The sequence below is a fragment of the Streptomyces sp. NPDC045956 genome (genome assembly GCF_056430705.1).
Genome location: NZ_JBWKKZ010000003.1, coordinates 147,344 through 166,418, shown reverse-complemented (window position 1 = coordinate 166,418; position 19,075 = coordinate 147,344). Strand labels below are relative to the sequence as shown.

At 73.6% G+C, this 19,075-nt stretch carries 17 protein-coding genes; 6 read left to right on the top strand and 11 right to left on the bottom strand.

Annotated features, from left to right (window positions below; translation table 11 throughout):
• Positions 1-62: 62 nt before the first annotated feature.
• A complete protein-coding gene (locus AC07FV_RS09735; RefSeq protein ID WP_479085970.1) occupies positions 63-614 on the bottom strand; it encodes an FHA domain-containing protein in 552 nt (183 codons plus the stop codon).
• Between the two features lie 173 nt (positions 615-787).
• On the opposite strand from AC07FV_RS09735, the gene treZ reads away from it, so the two are divergent.
• Positions 788-2,533: a malto-oligosyltrehalose trehalohydrolase gene (gene treZ / locus AC07FV_RS09730; protein ID WP_479085969.1), complete on the top strand. Its 1,746-nt coding sequence runs from the start codon at positions 788-790 to the stop codon at positions 2,531-2,533.
• A gap of 13 nt (positions 2,534-2,546) precedes the next feature.
• On the opposite strand, the gene AC07FV_RS09725 is transcribed toward treZ, so the two are convergent.
• From AC07FV_RS09725 to AC07FV_RS09700, 6 genes are all read right to left on the bottom strand, one after another.
• Positions 2,547-3,524, bottom strand: a complete 978-nt coding sequence (locus tag AC07FV_RS09725) for an aminoglycoside phosphotransferase family protein (protein WP_479085967.1) — start codon at positions 3,522-3,524, stop codon at positions 2,547-2,549.
• Positions 3,525-3,600: 76 nt separating this feature from the next.
• Positions 3,601-4,731, bottom strand: a complete 1,131-nt coding sequence (locus AC07FV_RS09720; protein ID WP_479085966.1) for an aminopeptidase P family protein — start codon at positions 4,729-4,731, stop codon at positions 3,601-3,603.
• A gap of 320 nt (positions 4,732-5,051) precedes the next feature.
• Complete coding sequence (locus tag AC07FV_RS09715; protein ID WP_479085965.1) at positions 5,052-5,642, bottom strand: PDZ domain-containing protein; 591 nt, start codon at positions 5,640-5,642, stop codon at positions 5,052-5,054.
• A 75-nt stretch (positions 5,643-5,717) separates the two neighbouring features.
• Entirely contained in the window at positions 5,718-7,898 is a 2,181-nt protein-coding gene (cyc2, locus tag AC07FV_RS09710) for a germacradienol/geosmin synthase Cyc2 (RefSeq protein ID WP_479085963.1), read from the bottom strand.
• 165 nt (positions 7,899-8,063) lie between these two features.
• A complete protein-coding gene (locus AC07FV_RS09705; protein WP_479085962.1) occupies positions 8,064-9,284 on the bottom strand; it encodes a damage-control phosphatase ARMT1 family protein in 1,221 nt (406 codons plus the stop codon).
• Positions 9,285-9,435: 151 nt separating this feature from the next.
• On the bottom strand, positions 9,436-10,083 hold the full coding sequence (locus AC07FV_RS09700) for a ScbR family autoregulator-binding transcription factor (RefSeq protein WP_479085961.1): 648 nt from the start codon (positions 10,081-10,083) through the stop codon (positions 9,436-9,438).
• 378 nt (positions 10,084-10,461) lie between these two features.
• Between AC07FV_RS09700 and AC07FV_RS09695 the strand changes: the two genes are divergently transcribed.
• From AC07FV_RS09695 to AC07FV_RS09675, 5 genes are all read left to right on the top strand, one after another.
• Positions 10,462-11,475: a substrate-binding domain-containing protein gene (locus AC07FV_RS09695; RefSeq protein ID WP_479085959.1), complete on the top strand. Its 1,014-nt coding sequence runs from the start codon at positions 10,462-10,464 to the stop codon at positions 11,473-11,475.
• A 68-nt stretch (positions 11,476-11,543) separates the two neighbouring features.
• Positions 11,544-13,940, top strand: a complete 2,397-nt coding sequence (locus AC07FV_RS09690; protein WP_479085957.1) for a sensor histidine kinase — start codon at positions 11,544-11,546, stop codon at positions 13,938-13,940.
• Entirely contained in the window at positions 13,937-14,356 is a 420-nt protein-coding gene (locus AC07FV_RS09685; RefSeq protein WP_383638956.1) for a roadblock/LC7 domain-containing protein, read from the top strand. Before AC07FV_RS09690 ends, AC07FV_RS09685 begins: the two co-directional genes overlap by 4 nt.
• Position 14,357: 1 nt before the next feature.
• Positions 14,358-14,717, top strand: a complete 360-nt coding sequence (locus tag AC07FV_RS09680; RefSeq protein ID WP_479085954.1) for a DUF742 domain-containing protein — start codon at positions 14,358-14,360, stop codon at positions 14,715-14,717.
• Positions 14,704-15,318: a GTP-binding protein gene (locus AC07FV_RS09675; protein ID WP_479085953.1), complete on the top strand. Its 615-nt coding sequence runs from the start codon at positions 14,704-14,706 to the stop codon at positions 15,316-15,318. The genes AC07FV_RS09680 and AC07FV_RS09675 overlap by 14 nt, the downstream gene beginning before the upstream one ends.
• 19 nt (positions 15,319-15,337) lie before the next feature.
• Here AC07FV_RS09675 and AC07FV_RS09670 read toward each other — a convergent pair whose 3' ends face one another.
• The 4 genes from AC07FV_RS09670 to AC07FV_RS09655 form a co-directional block, all read right to left on the bottom strand.
• Positions 15,338-16,300 carry an ABC transporter substrate-binding protein gene (locus AC07FV_RS09670; RefSeq protein ID WP_479085952.1) on the bottom strand — a complete coding sequence of 321 codons (963 nt, stop codon included), beginning with the start codon at positions 16,298-16,300 and terminating at the stop codon, positions 15,338-15,340.
• Between the two features lie 87 nt (positions 16,301-16,387).
• Complete coding sequence (locus AC07FV_RS09665) at positions 16,388-17,053, bottom strand: ABC transporter permease (RefSeq protein WP_479085951.1); 666 nt, start codon at positions 17,051-17,053, stop codon at positions 16,388-16,390.
• On the bottom strand, positions 17,050-17,760 hold the full coding sequence (locus AC07FV_RS09660) for an ABC transporter permease (RefSeq protein ID WP_479085950.1): 711 nt from the start codon (positions 17,758-17,760) through the stop codon (positions 17,050-17,052). Before AC07FV_RS09660 ends, AC07FV_RS09665 begins: the two co-directional genes overlap by 4 nt.
• Positions 17,757-18,905, bottom strand: coding sequence for an ABC transporter ATP-binding protein (locus tag AC07FV_RS09655; protein WP_479085948.1), 1,149 nt, complete (start codon positions 18,903-18,905; stop codon positions 17,757-17,759). Before AC07FV_RS09655 ends, AC07FV_RS09660 begins: the two co-directional genes overlap by 4 nt.
• Positions 18,906-19,075 lie beyond the last annotated feature (170 nt).

Sequence of the window (19,075 nt, the reverse complement as noted above, 5' to 3'; positions counted from 1 at the left end):
GGAACACGCGACTCCGAGTGAGGTCCAGGCCAGAGCTGGGCTTCGACCGCCCCGTCCCCGGCTCAGGTCGCCGCGAGACGGAAGGCCATCTGGCCGAAACCGATCAGGTCGCCCTCGCGGACCACCGCCGCACCGATGACCCGCCGGCCGTTGACCGTGGTCCCGTTGCTGGAGCCCAGATCGCGCAGCACCCACATGCCGCCCTGGCGGCTCAGTTCGGCGTGCACGCGGGAGACCGTCTCGTGGGTGAGCCGCAGCCCGTTCGCCGGGTCGCGCCCTATGCGCAGCGGATGACCGGTGCCGGGGTGGGGCAGCAGCAGCTTGGGCAGCCGCTCGGCCTGCCAGGCCCTGCGCAGGCGTACGCCGAAGCCGGACACCGCCTCGACGGTGCCGAACACCATCCTGGACAGCCGGCCCTCGGTGGGCAGGTCGGCGGTGAGCGCGGCGAGTTCCTCCAGACGGCGGGCGGCGAGCGCCAGCTCCATCCTGCGGACGAACGTGTCGTGCGACAGGCGCCCCATGACGACGCCGTCCCGGAGCACCTTCAACGCCTGGTCGCGCTCGGCGTCGGACAACCGCGCGGGGTACGTGTTGAACTCGAAGGACGACGTCACGCTGGTGATTGTCGGTCAGCCGGGCCGGGGTGTCCAGGAGACGGGAAAAGGCCGCCCGGCCCCCGGCGCGACACGACACCTGGCGCGAACGGCGGTTTTCACCAGCGGGGAGATCGCTTTTGCAGGACCATGGACGGGCTACATCACGGTGAGCAGACGAAGGGGAACCGTCCGTGCAGTTCGAGGTGTGGGCACCACAGGCCGGCCGGGTGACGCTGGAGTGCGACGGCGTCACGCGGGCGATGGAACGCGATCCCGAGCGGCCGGGGTGGTGGTGCGGGGAGGCCGAGGCGCGCGACGGCTCGCGGTACGGGTTCGCGGTGGACGACGGGCCGGTACTGCCGGACCCCCGATCGCGCAGGCAGCCGGACGGACCGGACGGACCGAGCGCGGTCGTCGACCAGGGACGGTACGCGTGGCGCACCGAGTGGGCGGGGCGCCCGCTGTCCGGTGCCGTCCTGTACGAGCTGCACGTGGGCACGTACACGCCCGAGGGCACCCTGGACGCCGCCGCCGCGCGACTGGAACACCTGGCCGGGCTCGGGGTCACACACGTGGAGCTGATGCCGCTGTGCCCCTTCCCGGGCCGGCACGGCTGGGGGTACGAGGGCGTCTCGCTGTGGGCGGTGCACGAGCCGTACGGCGGGCCCGAGGCGCTGAAACGGTTCGTCGACCGGGCTCACGAACTGGGCCTCGGCGTCGTCCTGGACGTGGTGCACAACCACCTCGGACCCTCCGGCAACTACCTGCCCGCCTTCGGCCCGTACTTCACCGACACCCACCACACTCCCTGGGGCGTCGCCGTCAACCTGGACGCCCCCGGCTCGGACGAGGTCCGCGCCTACCTGGTGGACAGCGCCCTGGCCTGGCTGCGGGACTACCGGCTCGACGGACTGCGCCTGGACGCGGTGCACGCCCTGGTCGACACCCGCGCGTGCCACTTCCTGGAGCAGTTGTCGACCGCGGTGGACGGCCTCGCCGCCGACCTGGAGCGCCCGCTGTTCCTGATCGCCGAGTCCGACCTCAACGACCCGCGGATCATCACCCCGCGCGCGGAGGGCGGCCTGGGCGTGCACGCGCAGTGGAACGACGACTTCCACCACGCCCTGCACACCGCGCTGACCGGGGAGGCGCAGGGCTACTACGCCGACTTCGCGCGGGATCCGCTGGCGGCGCTCGCCAAGACGCTGACCCGGGGCTACTTCCACGACGGCACCTACTCCAGTTTCCGGGGCCGGGGGCACGGCCGGGAACTGGACCGGGGCCGCGTCGCCGCGCACCGGCTGACCGGTTACAGCCAGACCCACGACCAGGTCGGCAACCGCGCCCAGGGCGACCGGCTGGCCGCGCTGGTCTCCCCCGGGCTGGCGGCCTGCGCGGCGACGCTGGTGCTGACCGCGCCGTTCACGCCGATGCTGTTCATGGGCGAGGAGTGGGCCGCCGGCACACCGTGGCAGTTCTTCACCGACCACACGGACCCGGAACTCGCCGAGGCGGTGCGAGGCGGCAGGCGCCGGGAGTTCGCCGCGCACGGCTGGCGCGAGGAGGACGTGCCCGACCCCCAGGACCCGGCGACGCGCGAGCGCTCCTGCCTCGACTGGTCCGAGCCGGAACGCGAGCCGCACGCGCGCGTACTGGACTGGTACCGCCGGCTGATCGCCCTGCGCCGCGAGCGGGCGGACCTGACCGCTCCGGATCTGGCCGACACCAGGGTGGCGTACGACGCCGACGCGCGCTGGCTGGCTTTCCGGCGCGGTGATCTGCGGGTGGCCGTCAACCTGGGCTCCGCGCCGGTGGCGATCCCGCTGGGTGCCCGCCCGGCGCGGGTGCTCGCCGCGTGGGAGCCCGTGGAGGGGCCGGGCGCGGACGGGGTGCTGCGCCTGCCCGGTGAGTCCAGCGTGGTGCTCGTGCAGGAGTGAGGCGTCGCCCGCGTCACTTCCCCGGGCCGGTGCCGCCCGTGCCGTCGTCGTCCTCGCGCAGCTCGGTCACCCGTTCCAGCAGGATCGGCTCCCAGGCCCGCCGCAGGCGGAGCCTGAGCGGGGACAGGGGCGGGGTCCGCCTGCCCGCGCCCGTCGGTGTCGGCGGCCCGCCCGGCAGGGCGTCCGCGAGGTCGACGAGGGCGTCGCAGCGGGCCAGCCACAGGCCGCGCAGGCAGGGCCGGGCGCCGTAACCGGCGAGGGTGGCGGCGCGGACGGCGGCCGGCGAACCGATGGACAGCGCGAGGGCGGCGATGTCCTCGGCCGGGTCGCCGAGGACCGCCTCGGACCAGCCGAGGACACCGCGCACCCGGCCGTCGGCGCCGACCACGAGGTGCTCGCCGGCCAGCGCGCGGTGGACGAGGACGGCCGCGCCGGGCTGGGCGGCGAGCTGGGCCGTGGCCGCCCGGGTCAGCCGCTCCGGCCGGGCGGGGTCGAACTCGTCGGCCTCCGCCAGGCGCGGGGCGACGCGCTCGGCGGCCTGCCGCAGCGTCTCCAGCGGGCGCGGGGCGGCCCGGGGCACGCCGAGGGTCTCCGCCTGGCGGGCCGGCACCTCGCGCAGCCCGCCGAGCAGCGCCGCCAGGTCGGCCTCCCCCAGCGCCGACACCTCGTGCTCCGCGCCCGATCCGCCGGGCACCCTGGCGTCCAGCGTGTAGGTCAGGCCCGGCGCCCACTCGCCGTGCGCCACGCTGACCGGCACCGCGACCGGGACGTACGGGCGGACCAGCTCGCGCAGCCGCAGCTCGCGTCGCTGCCGCACCGCGGCCTCGCGGTCGGGCGCCAGACGGAGCACGTGCCGGGCGCCGACCCACCAGGTGGCGGAGACGGTGCCCTCCGCGGCCGGCCGGACGGCCGCGGGTTCCGCGTCCCCGCCCAGCAGGGAGCGGACCAGTCGGCGGACGGTGTCCGCGGTGGGTGTCGGTGCCTGGGTCATGGTCGCGCCGTCGTCTTCCGGGTCTGCCGGGGCGGGCGGGTACCGCCGGGGCGTTTCGGGCTCTCTCGGTCGCCGCTCACTCCACTGTGACCAGCTCCCGCGTGGTGTCGTTGAGGCGGCGGCCACCGTCGTCGGTGACGGTGACGATGTCCTCGATGCGTACCCCGAACCGGCCGGGCAGATAGACGCCGGGCTCGACGGAGAAGCACATCCCGGGCACGAGCGGCTGCTCCTCGCCCTCGATCATGTACGGCGGCTCGTGCGTGGTGACGCCGATGCCGTGCCCGGTGCGGTGGATGAAGTACTCGCCGTAGCCTCCTTCGGCGATGATCGCGCGGGCGGCCCGGTCCACCTCCTGGCAGGCGACACCGGGCCGCACCGCCCGGAAACCCGCCTCCTGCGCCTCGCGGACGAGGTCGTGCACCCGGCGCTCCTCGTCGGTGGGCTCGCCCACGTGGACGGTGCGCGAGGTGTCGGAACCGTACCCGTCCTTCAGGCCGCCGAAGTCGAGGACGATCATGTCGCCGTCCTCGATGACGCGGTCACCGACCTCGTGGTGCGGGTTGGCGCCGTTGGGACCGGAGGCGACGATGGTGAAGTCCACCTGGGAGTGCCCGAACCGCCGCAGCAGACCGGCGAGGTCGGCGGCGACCTCGGACTCCCGGCGCCCGCCGAAGCGGACCGTCCGGATCTCCTCGAAGGCGGCGTCCGCGGCGGCGCCCGCGGCGGCGAGCAGTTCCAGTTCGGCCGCGTCCTTGACGGCCCGCAGCATGGGCAGCGCCTCGGTGAGGGAGGCGTAGGACGTGCCCGGCAGCGCCCGCTGGAGGGCCAGCAGGTGCATAGCCCAGGCGTTGTCGCTGATGCCGAACCGCCCGGAGTCCGCGAGGAGGGCGGCGGTGGCCGCGTAGGGGTCCTTGCCGTCGGTCCAGTCGCGCAGGGTCAGGGCGGGCGCGCCGACGGCCTTCTCCGCGTCGGGGGCCTCCAGGGTCGGCACGACGAGGACGGGGTCCTGTCCGGGGACGAGGACGAGGAGGGTGAGCCGTTCGGTGGCCGCGGTGGGCGCGTAGCCGGTGAGCCACACGAGGTCCGGTCCCGGCGCCACCAGCAACCCGGCCAGGCCCGCGTCGGCGGCCGTCCGTGCGGCGCGCTCCATGCGGGCCCGGTAGTCGTCGGTGGTGAAGTGAGCAGCGGGCGTGCTGCCGGTCATCCGGGCCTCCTGGGCGACGAGGATGGGGCTGTGAGCAGCATCCTGCCCTCGGCGCGGGAGCGGCGCGAGCCGATTCGCACGGGTAATCGCACGCCGGCGACCGGGCGCGGGAGGGCCCACGGCGTCCGGGGCGCACCGTCCGGGCCCTCGGACGCCCCGGCGACCGGGCGCGTGCGGTGCGCCGCGGGCCCCGCGGACGCGGGGGACGCCGGGTCCGTGCCGGACGGCAGGTGGGTTGCCCGGCTGCCCGGGAGCGTGCGCGGGAAGGGTGCGCCGGGAGCGGGCCCGCGGGGCTCGCGCCGGGAGCGGGCCCGCGGGGCTCAGGTGACGACGCCCGGCGAGGCCGTCAGTTGCTGGTAGCCGCCGCTGCGGTGGCGCACCGTGAGCTTGACCTCCTTGCCCGGTCGGACGCGGGCCACGGCGTGCGCGAGGTCGGCCGCCGAGTCGACGCGGTCCGTGCCGACGGCCAGCAGCACGTCACCCCGGACCAGGCCGGCCGCGTATCCGGGGCCGGGCACGTGGACGCCCACGACCAGGGCCCCCGGCTTCTCGGCGTCCACGGCTTCCACTCCGAGGGTCGCGGTGGCCGGGGCCGGGGAAGGGGACCGACCGCCCAGCGGCTGCGTCCCGGCGGCCCGGGGGTCCGCCGGGGCCCCCGCCGCCGATCCCGGGACGCCCGCCTGCCGCCGCATCTCGGCCAGTTCGCTCATGCCGATCACCGTGGCGCCCACCGTGCCGAGTCCCACGCCCGCCAGAAGCAGGGCGGTGGCGGCGCACACGCCGAGCAGCACGGTGGTGAGCCGCCGGCGGCGCCGACGGCCGGTGTGCGGGCGCCGGACGTCGGCGGACGCGGCACCGGCCCGCGGTTCCCGCCCGGGCATCGGCTTGGGTCGCAACGCTGTCTGTTCCATGGATCGCCTCCGGCTGGTGCTCTACCCGGCGCACCGGCGCGTGACGAGCCACGAACGAGTGAGACTGGACGCCGGTCAGACCGTCGGGACGGGGCTGCGCCGGGGCACCGGCACGGCCGGGATCCGGTCCGGGAGGAAGCCGTGGGTGCGCCGGGCCAGGTACTCGGCCTTGTACCGCGGCACCTCCCGATGCCAGTTGAGGATGCCCGCCATCCAGTTCTTCAGGTCGGTCACATAGCCCTCCATGACGCCGCGCGCCTCGTCGCCGAGCCGGAAGTCGTCGTACACCACGGGCAGTTCGTGCGCGACGACGTGCTCGAACTGGCGCATGCGCTGGTTCATCAGGTCCTGCACGACGGTGAGCGCGGCCGGGTAGTCGACGCCGAAGAAGTTCTGCACGACGAGGACCGCGTTGTGCATCTCGCCCTCGTACTCGATCTCCTTCTGGTACGAGAAGACGTCGTTGACGAGGCACGCGTAGTCGATCGCCGCGTTCTCCAGGGAGCGGACGGGGCCGCTGCGGTAGACCTCGGGCGGGACGGCCGGGCCGTGTCCGGCGCGGCACAGGCCCAGCGTGAGGTCGGAGCCGAAGGTGGCGCGCCGCATCTCCAGGTAGTCCACCGGGTCGGGGACGCGGCCCTGGATCTGGTTGGCCAGCTCCCACACCCAGGCCTCGGTCATCTTGTCCACGGCTGCCCTCAGCGGGCGCCGCTGGTCGGGGGTCATGCCGGCGGTCGTGCGGGTCCACAGGTCGGTCAGGGAGCGTTCCATCGCGTTGGCCGGCGGCGGGACCGGCTCACCGTCGAGGGGCATGCAGGCCGACAGCCTGGCCGTGGTGAGCCGGGCGGCGGCCAGGTCGCGCCGGTGGCCGTAGACCAGGGGGTAGTAGTCGTCGCCGTAGGTGCCGAAGGCCAGCCAGCCGGAGGCGAGGTCCAGCTGTTCCTGGGTGGCGTCCGGGTCGAGGCCGGCGGCGCACAGGGGCAGGTCGCAGCTCGCGAGCTTGTCCTCGTCCCAGACGCCCTCGCTGAGGATGCCCGTCGCGTGGCACCACTCGGACAGGTGCCGCCGGGAGCCCTCCAGTGCCGGGCTCAGGCCGAGCGGGAAGGGCATCCGGATGTCGGGGATCACCGAGGGGCCGACCTTCCGGTAGGGCACGTGCGCGTAGGGGCGCGCGCGTCCGGCGGCCGCCGCGGCGAGGAGTGCGCCGACGTCAGCGGCGGAGGTGCCGGGGCCGGTCAGCGCCTGCGGGCCGACGGTGGGCCGGGCGCCCTCGTTCATGTACCGGCTGGAGCGCAGGTGCCATTCGTGGCCGCCGGACTGCCAGTCCTGGAGGCCCTTGGCGTACGCCCCGACGGCGGCGACCTCGGCCGGGGTCAGGCCGTTCTCCAGGGCCACCGCGGGCACTTCGGTGAACGCGGTGTGCTCGAACTGGTGCAGCCGGGAGGTGAGCACGTCGTTGACCAGCTCGGCGGCCTCCTGGGTGGTGCAGCCGAAGAAGGTCTCCAGGACCAGCACCCCGTTGCTCAGCTCACCCTCGTCCTCGACCTCCCGCTGGTAGGAGAAGAGGTCGTTGCGCAGGTGCACGGCGTCGGAGAACGTCTCCATCAGCACCCTCAGCGGCCTCGACCCGGCGACGGCGGCCGGCACCTCGGCCGTCGCGTACTCGACGAGCCCCGCCGACCAGGGGGCGCCGCCGACCTTTCGGCGCATCTCGATGTACTCGACGGGGTTGGCGATCCGCCCCTCGTTGATGTTGGACAGCTCCCACAGGGACTCGTTGAGCAGGTGCTCGGTGGCGACGGCGAAGCGGCGGCGCCAGTCGGCCGACATCGCCGGCACCGTGCGCCTCCACAGGTCGGCGAGGCCGGCCTCGACCGGGTTCTCCGGTTCGGGCGTCGGGGCGAAGACGTCGAGCGGCATGAAGAGGGGGAGCCGGTCGAGGTGGGCCTTGCCGCCGACGCGGTCCTGGGTGCGTTTGAACTTCTCCAGGAAGTGGTCGTCGAAGAAGAAGACCCACACGTACCAGTCGGTGATGAGGGAGAGCGCCGGCCCGTCGCAGTCGGGGTGGGTGTAGGCGCAGAGCAGGCCGTAGTCGTGCGCGTCGAGGTCGGACCGCTCCCAGACGCCGGAGCCCTCCAGCATGCCCATCTCCCGCGCCCACGTCGCCGAGTGGGCGCGGGCCTCGTCGAGATGCGGGTTGAGCCGCGCGGGATGCGGCAGGTAGAAGTGCGGGAGTGCGAAGGGCTGTTGCGTCATGGCCGGGCCCTACCCATGGCCCCGCGGGCACATCCGCGCAGCGGCACATGATCACACCATCGCGTGAATCAGGGCGGACGGCGGGAACTTTCGCCGGTCCGTCCTTCCGGCGCCGCCGTCCGTCCTTCCCGCGCCGCCGTCCGCTCAGCCCGCGCCGCCGTCCGCTCAGCCCTTGACCTGGATCAGCGCATGGGTGCCACTTGTGCGCCAGCGCCGTTCCCCGCTCGCCTCCAGCGCGGCCTCCGTCCGCGCGGTCAGGCCGGTGACCACGTCGGACTTCAGGGTGCGCAGCGCGGCGACGGGGCCCGGGAACCAGCCGGTCACGTCCGCGAAGGGCGTCGTCGCCGGCCAGTACCGGTCGCCCACCAGGCGGCGGTAGTTGAGGTCGCCCTTGAGGACGGTGACCGTCGCCGCGGCGAACTCGGCGCGCAGGTCGCCGGGCATGTCGGCGTACGGCAACGGGGCGCAGGAGAACGGGTGGGCGCGGACGGTGACGCGGCCGTCGGCCAGTGCGGTCCACAGTCCCTCGCCGTAGGAGGCGGCAGCTCCGCCCGCCGCCACCAGCCGCCGCAGGGCGTCGAGCACGTCGGCGGGCGTGGCGTCGGAGACGTAGTAGGGGTGCGGTTTGACGTGCAGGACCGCCCGTCCGACACGGCCCTCGGCGAGGAGGTGGGCGATGAGCAGCAGGTCGGGGACGAGTTCGCGGCCCGCGTTGTCGGCGACGAGGCACAGGGTGGCCGGGGCCGGGGAGCCGGGCGCCGGGGTGCCGGGCGCCGGGGGCGGGAGGAGTGACCAGAGGGCGTCGCCGTCGTCGGCGACCAGGGCCGCCGCCCGGTCCTCGGCGCGGCCGCCACTGCCGGAGAGGCGGAAGCTCAGGTCCGCGCGGTTGCCCCAGAGCGAGCCGTGCAGCAGTGCCCGGGACCGCTCCTCGGCGGGCAGGCCGGCGAGGTCGTCGAGGGCGGCCAGTTCCTCGTCCGTCTCCGCGGACCGGAGTTCGGCGAGCTTGGCGGGCCGGAAGGGGTCGATGCCTCGCCAGGGACCGGGGCCGAAGTATCCGACGGCGTCGAGGAGCCGGCGGTAGAAGTGGCTCTCGGCCCACAGCCAGGGCACGTCGAACCAGGAGCGGCCCGCGTACCGGTCCGTCCCCCACTCCGCCCAGCGGCGGCGGTCCGCGGCGTCGGCCGTGTCGGGCAGCGGCTCGATCGCCCCGTCGGCGCAGCTCGCGAGCAGCGCGTCGAGGGCGGCCTGCCGCTCGGGGTCGTAGGGGAACGCCTCGCGCACCTGGCGGACGATGGCGGGGTGCCGTTCGGCCAGCACGCTGTGGGGGAAGGACCCCGGTGCGTTGCCGAGGATGACCGGGGCGGACTCCGGCGGGGTGTCGGGCATGCGGCTCACCGTATCGCCGTCCGGGACCGGCCGGACCGTTGGCTCGGGCCGGGCGGCACCGTCGAGGTGGCCGCGGCGGGGCACGGCGAGGGGGCCGCGGCGGGGCACGGCGAGGGGGCCGGCCGTCCCGGGCCCAAGACGGCCGCCGAGGTCAGGCGGAGGTCAGATCCCGCTCCAGGCGTGCCGCCAGCGTGAGGTAGCGCGCGCGCCGGGTGACCGGCACCATGCCGCGGATGAGGAGGCGCCACATCCCGGCCAGGCGGCGCGGCTGCCGCGCGTCGGGTTCCAGGGTGCCGCCCACCACCCGGGTGCCGACGATGGAGCAGACGAGGGTGTGGGCGACGGAGTCGACGTCGATGTCCGGGTGCACGTCGGACTGCCGGACGGCGTCCAGGAGGCGGGACGAGGCGATCTCGCGCCACTCGGTGAAGGGGTGCGACAGCGGCGGGCGCACCGTCACTCCCCCGGTGGCGAGCCGCAGACCGGCCCGCAGCACCGGCCCCTCCTCGCACAGCCGCGCCATCACGAAGGTCAGGCGCATCAGCGCCTCCAGGGAGGTGTACCCCCTGCCGTCCAGCTCCGTGGCGAGCCGGCGCGACGTGAGGGACTGGAGTTCCATGATGGCGTGCGCGAGGTCCTCCTTCGCCGCGAAGTGGAAGTACAGGGCGCCCTTGGTCACTCCGGCGTGGGCCACGATCTCGCTCAGGCTGGTCGACTCGTAGCCCTGACGGTCGAACAGCTCGGCGGCGGCCCCGATGATCGTCGTGCGGGTCTGTTCGGCGCGTAGCTGCCTCGCCATCGGCTGGACCTTCCGGGCTGGAACTCAACAGGCCGTGCCGCCTGTCTTAACCCCCCGTACAAGATAACGCACCGTCAGCTGCCCCTTCCTGGCCCCCCGGTGGTCCGGACCTCGACACCGGGTGCGCCACCGCGGGAGCCGGGGCGCGGACGAGGGGCGTCGAGCGACCTCATCCGTTCACTCACGTTTCACCCGTCCCGTTCATCACGATGCGGCACCGACAACTGGTGGCAGGTCGCGGGTCACTTGACTACCGGCGGTCACACACGGTTTGCTCCGGCCAGGCGAGATTCACCCGGTTGGCGCACCCTCACGCGGCTCCGGTCCCCCTCGCCCCGTTCCTCCTGCTCGGCCGCACAGCGAGGTGCCGCGACCCCCATGAGTACTCCTCCCCCGTCCACCCCCACGCCCGGACGTCTGCGCGCCGCCGCCCTCGCCGCGGCGCTCTGCCTGCTGGCGACCGGCTGCTCCGCCCTCGGCGCGGACGAGGACGGCTCGGCCACCGGCGCCGCGGCCGGGTCCGGCGGCGACCCGATGAAGATCGTCATGGTCACCCACGGCGGTGAGGGCGACGCCTTCTGGGACCGGGTGCGCAAGGGCGCCGAGGCGGCCGCCGCGAAGGACGGCGTCGACCTGACGTACGCCGGTGACGCCGACACCGCCGACCAGGCCGGCCTGGTGCGGGACGCGATTCGCGAGAAAGCCGACGGCATCGCCGTGACCCTGGCCAAACCGCAGGCCATGAAGGGGCCGATCGCCGAGGCGGAGGCGGCCGGCATCCCCGTCGTCGGGCTCAACTCCGGTATCGACGCCTGGCGGTCGACCGGGCTCCTCCAGTACTTCGGGCAGGACGAGAGCGTCGCGGGCCGGGCCGTCGGCGACAAGCTGGACGACCTGCGGGCCCGGCACGCCCTGTGCGTCATCCACGAGCGGGGCAACGTCGCCCTGGAGGCCCGCTGCGCCGGGGTGAAGAAGACCTTCGGGGGCGAGACCGAGATGCTCTACGTCGAGGGCACCGACATGGAGGCGGTGGGCGCGGCCGTCACGGCGCGGCTGCGGCAGGACTCCAGCATCGACCAGGTCGTCATGAACGGCGCGGCCTTCGCGCTCACCGCGGTCGAGGCCGTGGCGGAGGCGGGCAGCAGGGCCCGGGTCGCCACCTTCGACCTGGACGAGGACCTGGTCGCCGCGGTCAAGCGGGGCGAGGTGCAGTTCGCGGTGGACCAGCAGCCGTATCTCCAGGGGTACCTCGCGGTGGACGCGCTCTGGCTGTACCGCACCAACGGCAACGTCAGCGGCGGCGGAGTGGCGCCCGTCCTGACCGGCCCCGCCTTCGTGACCCGGGCCAACGCCGACGCGGTCGCACGCTTCGCCGCGGGCGGCACCCGGTGACCGGGCCCCGCGGCCGCACGCGTCGGCGCACACCTGACAGCCTTCCCCACTGATCGCCTAGGACGACGATGTCTGCACGGACGGGTGCCCGGCGCCGCCTCGGCTCCATACGTCTCTCCCTGATCCTCCTGGCCCTGGTCCCGGGCGTCACCCTCGCCACGGTGTGGGGGGTGACGACGATCCAGATGTTCTCCGAGGGCCTGCGGCTGCGGGCGCAGACGGAACTCAGCCGGTCCACCGGCGCCATGGGCACCGAGGCGGCGCTCGCGTTGCAGAAGGAGCGCAGTCTGTCGGCGGCGTGGCTCGCGGGCCCCGGCGGCGACCGGACCGAACTGGACGCCCAGCGCAAGAAGTCGGACGCGGCGGTGGCCCAGCTGGTCGGCCGGTCGGAGACGATCGAGCAGGCGCCCGACCGGGTCGCGGACCGGCTGTACTCGGTGCTGGGCTCGGTGGGCAGCCTCGAGTACTACCGCGACCAGGTCGACGACCCCCGTGACATCACCGCCGACCAGGCACTCGACCAGTACACGTCGATCATCGACGAGCAGATCCACGCCTTCGAGGAACTCTCCCAGGTCGACGACGGCGACCTCACCTCGCAGGCCGGACCGCTGGTCGCCCTGGAGCACGCGGCGGAACTGGTGTCCCAGGAGGACGCCCGGCTCACCCTGGCCTGGCCGTCCGACCGGATGGGCGAGGAGGAGTGGGCGGAGTTCGCCCAGCTGGTCCACACCCGGCGCTGGCTGGTCCAGGACCAGATCGTCCCCTCCCTGCGGGGTGAGGCGAAGGCGCAGACCGAGCGGATCCTCGCGAGCCCCGAGTGGGCGGCCGTGCAGTCCGTCGAGGACCAGGTGCTCGCGGCCCGCGCGCCGGGCGGTGACGGGCGGATCGACCTGCCGGACGCGCGGCAGCGCTGGACGACCGCCCTGGACAAGGTCTCCGACCAGTACGCGGCACTGATCCGGCAGCAGACGGACGGACTGCTCGACCGCAGCGCCGCCGAGGCGCGCGGACTGCTGATCACCGCGGCCTCCCTCAGCGCGGGCGGCCTGGTCGCCCTGCTGCTGTGCGTCGGCATGTCCTGGCGCATCACCCGCTCGCTCTCCCGCCGGCTGCGCGGGCTGCGGCTCGCCACCCTGAGCCTGGCCGAGGAGCGGCTGCCCGAGGTGGTGGCCCGGCTGGAGCGGGGCGAGAAGGTCGACGTGGAGTCGGCGACCCCGCCGCTGGACTACGGGAGCGACGAACTCGGCCAGGTGGCACAGGCGTTCAACACGGCGCAGCGCACCGCCGTGCACACCGCCGTCGAACTGGCCGACACCCGGCGCGGCTTCCAGAAGGTGATCCTCGGCATCGCCCGGCAGAGCCAGAACCTCGTCAACATGCAGCTCGGCAAGCTGGACGCCCTGGAGCGCGAGCACACCGACCCCGAGATCCTCAAGGGTCTCTACGAACTGGACTCCACCGCGAGCCAGTTGCGCCGGTACGAGGAGAACCTCGTGATCATCAGCGGCGAGCAGCCGCGGCGCACCTGGCGCGAGCCCGTAGCGCTGGTCGACATCCTGCGCAGCGCCGTCGGCGAGGTCGCCGAGTACCAGCGGGTGGAGCTGCACACCGACGAGGAGGTGGCCCTCGCCCCGCCCGCGGTGGCCGACGTGATCCACCTCCTGGCCGAACTCATCGACAACGCCACCGCGTACTCCCCCGCCCCCCAGCCGGTCGGGGTGCGGGCCGCGATGGTCGCCAAGGGCCTGGTCGTGGAGATCGAGGACCGCGGCCTGGGGCTGTCGGAGGAGGACTACGCCTCGTTCAACGCCCAGCTCGCCGTGGCCCCGCAGTTCGACGTCGTGGCGCTCGCGGACGACCTGCGGCTCGGCATGTTCGTCGTCGCCCGGCTCGCCCACCGGCACGGCATCACCGTGACGCTGCGCTCCTCGCCGTACGGGGGGACCACCGCCATCGTGCTCGTCCCGCACGACATCGTGGTGCCGGACCCGGTCGCGGAGTCCGGCACCGACGGCGGAGCGCCGGTTCCCGAGGCTCTCGCGAGCGTGGCGTCCGGTGCCGGGGAGGGCCGTCCCCTTCCCGTGAAGCGGACCTCGCCGCCGGCCCGTCCGGTGCCGGCCGCCTCGCCCGCCGAGGCCGACGGACTCGTCCCGCTGCCCCGCCGGGTGCCGCAGACGAGCCTGGCCGCCGAACTCCGCGACGAGGGCCCCGTCGCCGGCCCGGACGGCCCGGACGCCGCCGACGACGGCTACGCCGACTTCACCGCCGAGCGCGCCGCCTCGTCCCTCGCCGGTTTCCAGCGCGGCACCCTGCGGGCCCAGGCCGCCGAGGACGACACCACCGTCGGCGACACCGCCGCCGGTCTCCCCGACGACGAGCAGGCTCTCCCCTCCGCCGCGCCCCCGCCCCCGACCCCGACCCCGACCGCCGACCGACGACCGCCGATCAAGGACACGCCATGACCCGACCCTCCCCCGCCACGCACACCGAGCTGGACCAGCTGCTCACCGGACTCGTGGAGCGGGTCGCCGACGTGAACCAGGCGGTGGTGCTCTCCGAGGACGGACTGGTCGTCAGCAAGTCCACCGGTTTCCTGCGCGACGACGCCGAGCGGCTGGCGGCGACCGCGTCCGGGCTGATGAGCCTCAGCAAGGGCGTCAGCATGGACTTCCGCGGCGGCCCGGTGCGCCAGGCACTCATCGAGATGGCGGGCGGCTACCTGATCCTCACCTCGGCGGGTCCGGGCGCCCACCTCGTCGTCCTCACCGGACCCAACGCCGACGTCGGTGTCGTGGCGTACCAGATGAACATGCTGGTGAAGAAGATCGGCGAGCATCTGAGCGCGGCACCGCGGGCCACCGCCGCCCCCGGCGAGTGACGTGACCGGAGGCGACGCGGGGGGCCGGCTGGTGCGGCCGTTCACCCTGACCGGCGGCCGGACCCGGCCCAGCCGCGCCGACTTCACCCTCATCACGACGGTGACCGCGGTCGATCCGCAGCCCACCCGGGCCGCCCGGCCGCAGCCCGAGCACCTGCGCATACTGCGGCTGTGCGCCGAGCCCGTCGCCGTCGCGGAGGTCGCGGCTCGCCTCGACCTGCCGGTGAGCGTGGTCGTGATCCTCCTCTGCGACCTGCTGGAGGCGGGCCGGATCACCGCCCGGCCGCCGCACCTCGTCTCCCGCGCCCACCCGGATCTGGACCTGCTGCAGAAAGTGAGGGACGGCCTTGGCCGGCTCTGACCGCACCGCTCCGGCGCCCACGGCACCCGCGCCCCCGGCCGCCGCGCCCGACGCCGTGAAGATCCTCGTCGCCGGGGGTTTCGGCGTCGGCAAGACCACCATGGTCGGGTCGGTGAGCGAGATCGCGCCGCTGCGGACCGAGGAAGCGCTGACCGCGGCGGGCCTGGACGTGGACGACCTCGCCGGGATCGAGGAGAAGCGGGCCACGACCGTGGCCCTCGACTTCGGCCGGATCAGCATCGGCCGGGAACTGGTGCTGTACCTCTTCGGCACACCCGGTCAGCAGCGGTTCTGGTTCATGTGGAACGACCTGGCGATCGGCGCCCTGGGCGCCGTGGTCCTGGTCGACGTCCGCAGACCGGAGTCGAGCTTCGCGGCCATCGACTTCTTCGAGCGGCGGGGCATTCCGTTCGTCGTCGGCGTCAACGGCTTCCACGGGCGGCACCCGTATCCGGCCGAGGCCGTCCGGGAGGCGCTGGCGCTGCCGGCCCACGTGCAGGTGCTGCTGTGCGACGCGCGGGACCGGGCCTCCTGCCGGGACGTCCTCGTCGCACTGATCGACCAGCTGATCGACGCCGCGGCCGGGGCCGCGGCGCCGTGACGGCGGCCGGGGACCGGGCTCAGCCCAGTCCGGCCGACGCGAGCCACTCCTTGGCCACGTCCAGCGGGTCCTTCTTGTCCAGCTGCACCTGGGCGTCCAGGTCGAGGAGCGTCTTGGTGTCCAGCTCGGCGGAGACCGCGTTCAGCGCGGCGACGCCCTCCTCGGAGAGCCCCTCCTTGTACACCAGCGGAGTCACGTTCGCGTAGCCGAAGAGGTTCTCCGGGTCCTTCAGGACGACGAACTTCTCCTTGATGATGGTCGGGTCGGTGGTGAACACGTCCGCCGCCTGCACGGTGTTCTTGGTGAGCGCCGACTGCGTGAGGGGACCGCCCGCGTCCAGCGCCTTGAAGGACTTGAACTTCAGGCCGTACACGGACTCCAGGCCCTTCAGCCCCTGCTGCCGGGTCTGGAACTCGGGCGAGCCGCCGATCACCAGGTCCGGCGCGACCTCCTTCAGGTCGGCGAGGGTCGACTCCGCGGTGAGCCCGTACTTCTTCGCGGTCGCGGCGTTGACGCTGACCGAGTCCTTGTTCTCCGCCGGCGACGACTCCAGCAGCGTCAGCTTCTGGTCGAGCTTGCCCTTCGCCGCCTCGTTCACCGCCTCGGCGGACTTCTGCTCGGCCTCGGAGTCGAGGTAGGCCAGCAGCGAGCCGTTGTACTCGGGCAGCACCGTGACCGAGCCGTTCTTCATCAGGCCGTACGTCGTCTCGCGGCTGCCGATGTTGTGCTTGTAGGTGACCTTGAGGCCCTTGGCCTTGAGAGCCTCCCCGTAGATGTCGGCGAGCAGGGTGCTCTCGGCGAAGTTGTTCGAGCCGACGACGACGGTGCCGGCCTCCGCCTTCTCGCCGGCGAGGGGGTTGTCGGAGGTGTCGTCGGAGGAGGAGGAACAGCCCGCGAGCAGCGCCGTGGCGGCGGTGAGCGCGACGGCCGCCGCGCCGGTGTGCCTCGTCCTGGACCTGCTGCTCTTGGCGGTGGAAGTCATCCACCGATCCAAACGAGCCACTTGTCGCTCAGTCAAGAACAGCATGATTACGTTTTCCACAACTGTGTTCGATTCCTTGCCGTTCGGTCAGCGCCTGCGCACCCCGGGCGAGACCGCCAGCCGCCCCGCCGCCCAGAAGAGCGCGAGCGTGACGAGCGCCAGGAGCGCCACCAGGGTGGCCCCGCCGACCACTTTCTCGTAGTCGCGCTGGTAGAGCCCGTCGATGATGTAGCGGCCGATTCCGCCGAGGCTGACGTACGCGGCGATGGTGGCCGTCGACACGACCTGGATGGCGGCCGAGCGCAGTCCGCTGAGGATCAGCGGCAGGGCGACGGGCAGTTCGACCCGGAAGAGGATGCTCGACTCGTGCATGCCCATGCCCCGGGCGGCGTCCACCGGGGAGGGGTCGACGGAGCGGACCGCCTCGTAGGTGGTCACCAGGATCGGCGGGACCGCGAGCACGACGAGCGGGATCATCACGGGCAGCAGGCCGATGCCGACCGCGACGGCGATCAGCACCAGCAGTCCGAAGCTGGGCAGCGCGCGGGCGGCGGTGGCGACGAAGGCGACCACGTTGCCACCGCGTCCGGTGTGCCCGGTCAGCAGCCCGACGGGCAGCCCGATCGCGGCGGCCAGGCCGAGGGCCAGCAGCGAGTACTGGACGTGCTCCAGCAGGCGTTGCGGGATGCCGTCGTAGCCGTGCCAGTGGGCGCTGTCGCTGAAGAACGCGTTGACGAAGTTGATCACGTTCACCGGGCCGCCGCCTTCTCCGTCTCGGGCCGGTCCCGCCGGACGGCGGCTGCCTTGGGGCGCCTGGTCCCGCCCCGCGGCATCCACGGCGTCAGCAGGTTGCGGAGCAGGACGAGTGCCGCGTCGCACAGGATCGCCAGTACGGCGGTGGTGAGGACGGAGTTCACCGCCAGTTCGGGGCGGCCGTACTTCTGGGCGTCCGCGAGGAGGTTGCCGAGGGCGCCCTGGTTGCCGATGAGGGCGCCGACGCTGACCAGCGAGATGCTCGCCGACACCGCCACGCGCAGCCCGGCGAGGATGGCGGGCACGGCGATCGGCAACTGCACCTGGAGGTAGCGCCGTACGGGACCGAAGCCCATGGCGGTGGAGGCGGCGAGGGTCTCCTCGGGCACCGACCGCACGCCGTCGACGATCGCCGGGACGAGCACCACCAGGCTGTAGACGGCCAGCGGGATCATCACCGTCAGCTCGGTCTGGCCCGTGTAGTCGATGAGGACGACGAAGACCGCCAGCGAGGGGATGGCGTAGAAGACGGTGGTCACACCGAGCACGGGCGGGTACAGCCAGCGGAACCGCACGCAGAGCTGGGCGACGGGCAGCGCGAGCAGCAGTCCGGCCAGCACCGGGAGCAGCGCCTCGCGCAGGTGCAGTCCGATCAGCCCGAAGTAGGTGTTGTCGAGGTCGCTCGGGATGTCGAAGAAGCCGTTCACGGGGCGGCCTCGGTGACGGAGACGGCGGCGGGCCGCGCCGCCGGTCTCCCGTCCGCGTCCCCCGCGACGTGGGCGGCGCGGATCGCGTCGCCGACGGCCTGCTGGGAGACGACGCCGGTCACCCGGCCGTCGGCGTCCACGGCGACGGCCCAGCCGGTCGGCGAGAGCACCGCGCAGTCGAGGGCCGCCCGCAGCGAGTCGGTGCCGGGCCGGAACGGCCGCCCGTGCGACAGGAGGCGCTCGGGCCGGATGGCGCCGGGCGTCAGGTCCCGCGGCTCGGCCCAGCCCAGCGGCCTGCCGTCCGCGTCGGTCACCAGCAGGTACGGGGCGTCGGCCGCGGCGAGCTGCTCGGCGGTGGCGTCGATCCGCACCACCGGGCCGGTCGTCGGCTCCAGGCCCGCGGACGGGAAGAAGGAGAGCCGGCGGATGCCGCGGTCGGCGCCCAGGAAGTCCTCGACGAAGTCGTCCGCCGGGTCGGACAGCAGCTCGGCGGGCGGCGCGAACTGGGCGAGCAGGCCGCCGGTGCGCATCACCGCGACCATGGAGCCCAGCTTGACGGCCTCGTCGATGTCGTGCGTGACGAAGACGATGGTCTTGCCCAGTTCGTCCTGGATGCGCAGCAGTTCGTCCTGGAGGCCCTTGCGGACGACGGGGTCGACCGCGGAGAACGGCTCGTCCATGAGGAGCACGGGCGGGTCGGCGGCGAGCGCCCGCGCCACACCGACGCGCTGCTGCTGTCCGCCGGAGAGCTGGTACGGGTACCGCTTGCCGAGGGAGGCGTCGAGCCCCACCCGCTCCATCAGTTCGGCCGCCCGGTCCCGGGACTTCTGCTTGCCCCAGCCGATCAGGCGGGGCACGGTGGCGATGTTGTCGAGGATCGTCCGGTGCTGGAAGAGCCCGGCGTTCTGGATGACGTACCCCATCGACCGGCGCAGCGTGGTGACCGGCTGCCGCTGGAGGTCCTCGCCGTCCAGGGAGATGGTGCCCTCGGTGGGTTCCACCATCCTGTTGATCATCCGCAGGGTCGTCGTCTTGCCGCAGCCCGAGGGTCCGACGAGGACCGTGATCGAGCGGTCCGGTATCTCCAGCGACAGCCGGTCGACCGCCACGGTGCCGTCCGGGTACCGCTTGGTGACTGAATCCATCCGTATCAAAACGCCGAATACCCTTCGGGTGGGCGGAAAGTTCTGGCCAGGTCGCTACGGGTCGTTGCCGGGAGAGTCTAGACGTCCGGTGTTGCGGGCCCGTGGCGGCCGCGTGAGGCCACCTACCCCGCCGCGGGCGGCCCAGCCGTGCCGGGCCCCGGCGTTCCGCG

What these genes read in the sequence shown, in the direction of transcription:
- AC07FV_RS09720 (WP_479085966.1), bottom strand. Translation starts at nt 4,731, where the DNA reads ATGACCGGCAGCACGCCCGCTGCTCACTTCACCACCGACGACTACCGG.
- AC07FV_RS09715 (WP_479085965.1), bottom strand. Translation starts at nt 5,642, where the DNA reads ATGGAACAGACAGCGTTGCGACCCAAGCCGATGCCCGGGCGGGAACCG.
- AC07FV_RS09685 (WP_383638956.1), top strand. Translation starts at nt 13,937, where the DNA reads ATGACCCGACCCTCCCCCGCCACGCACACCGAGCTGGACCAGCTGCTC.
- AC07FV_RS09695 (WP_479085959.1), top strand. Translation starts at nt 10,462, where the DNA reads ATGAGTACTCCTCCCCCGTCCACCCCCACGCCCGGACGTCTGCGCGCC.
- AC07FV_RS09690 (WP_479085957.1), top strand. Translation starts at nt 11,544, where the DNA reads ATGTCTGCACGGACGGGTGCCCGGCGCCGCCTCGGCTCCATACGTCTC.
- AC07FV_RS09655 (WP_479085948.1), bottom strand. Translation starts at nt 18,905, where the DNA reads ATGGATTCAGTCACCAAGCGGTACCCGGACGGCACCGTGGCGGTCGAC.
- AC07FV_RS09705 (WP_479085962.1), bottom strand. Translation starts at nt 9,284, where the DNA reads ATGCCCGACACCCCGCCGGAGTCCGCCCCGGTCATCCTCGGCAACGCA.
- cyc2 (WP_479085963.1), bottom strand. Translation starts at nt 7,898, where the DNA reads ATGACGCAACAGCCCTTCGCACTCCCGCACTTCTACCTGCCGCATCCC.
- AC07FV_RS09700 (WP_479085961.1), bottom strand. Translation starts at nt 10,083, where the DNA reads ATGGCGAGGCAGCTACGCGCCGAACAGACCCGCACGACGATCATCGGG.
- AC07FV_RS09670 (WP_479085952.1), bottom strand. Translation starts at nt 16,300, where the DNA reads ATGACTTCCACCGCCAAGAGCAGCAGGTCCAGGACGAGGCACACCGGC.
- AC07FV_RS09725 (WP_479085967.1), bottom strand. Translation starts at nt 3,524, where the DNA reads ATGACCCAGGCACCGACACCCACCGCGGACACCGTCCGCCGACTGGTC.